General features: G+C 68.9%; 1 protein-coding gene. It reads left to right on the top strand.

What is annotated here, in order from left to right; translation table 11 throughout:
- Positions 1 to 81: 81 nt before the first annotated feature.
- Positions 82 to 926 (top strand): DDE-type integrase/transposase/recombinase (locus tag IEY30_RS21700; RefSeq protein ID WP_188960188.1); only part of this gene is annotated, 845 nt, incomplete at its 3' end.

Here is a 926-nt window from a genome sequence, read left to right as displayed (position 1 = left end):
TGTCTTTTGAAGGGACATCCCTGACAGGAGTGTGAAGGGACATCCCTGACAGTGGTCTGGTTTGCGGTCCATGGTGGCCGCATGGCTGGCGGGGAGATCTCGATGGAAGTGCGGTTGGCGGCGGCCGCTCATGCGGTGCTGCGGGACACCGGTGGTGCGACGGTGACGGCGGTGTGCAAGGAGCTGGGCATCTCCCGGGAGCGGTACTACGCCTACCAGCGGCGGATGGCCAAGGACGGGATCGAGGGACTGCTACCCCAGTCACGTCGCCCGCGGCGGTCCCCGACGGCGACCTCTGCGGAGGTGATGCAGGCGGTCCTGGACGAGCACGACCGGCTCGTGGAGCAGGGCTGGGATGCCGGAGCCCGGTCGGTCCACGACTGGCTGCTCGGTGCCGGGGTGGCGGTGCCCTCGGCCCGGACCTGTCACAAGATCCTGGCCGCCCACGGGCGAACCACCCCGACGCCGGCCAAACGGCCCAGGTCCAGCTACCGCCGGTTCGAGGCGATGAAACCCAACGGGGTGTGGCAGCTGGACGGTCACGTCACCGACCTGGCCGCAGGCAGGGCGGTCGTGCTGCGGTTCCAGGACGATCACTCCCGCGCGATCATGGCCTCCCGGGCGGCAAGCAGTGAGAACGCAGCCGACACGTGGGCGTGCCTGGTCACGGGCATCAACCGCTACGGCAAGCCAGCGGTCGTGCAGTGCGACAACTCCACCGCGTTCACTGCCCGGCTGGTCAAGGGCGGCGGCTTTACGCAGTTCGAGGCCCGCCTGCACCGGATCGGGGTCGCGATGGTCAACTCCAGCCCGGGCCGGCCTCGCACCAATGGCAAGAAGGAACGCGAGTGGCAGACCCTGGAACGATGGCTGGGGGCACGCCCACGAGCGAGGGACCTGACCGAGCTGCAACGTCTGCTGGACGT

Source organism: Terrabacter tumescens (assembly GCF_014646815.1).
Taxonomy (GTDB): domain Bacteria; phylum Actinomycetota; class Actinomycetes; order Actinomycetales; family Dermatophilaceae; genus Terrabacter; species Terrabacter tumescens.
This window is presented reverse-complemented; position numbering and strand designations above follow the sequence as displayed.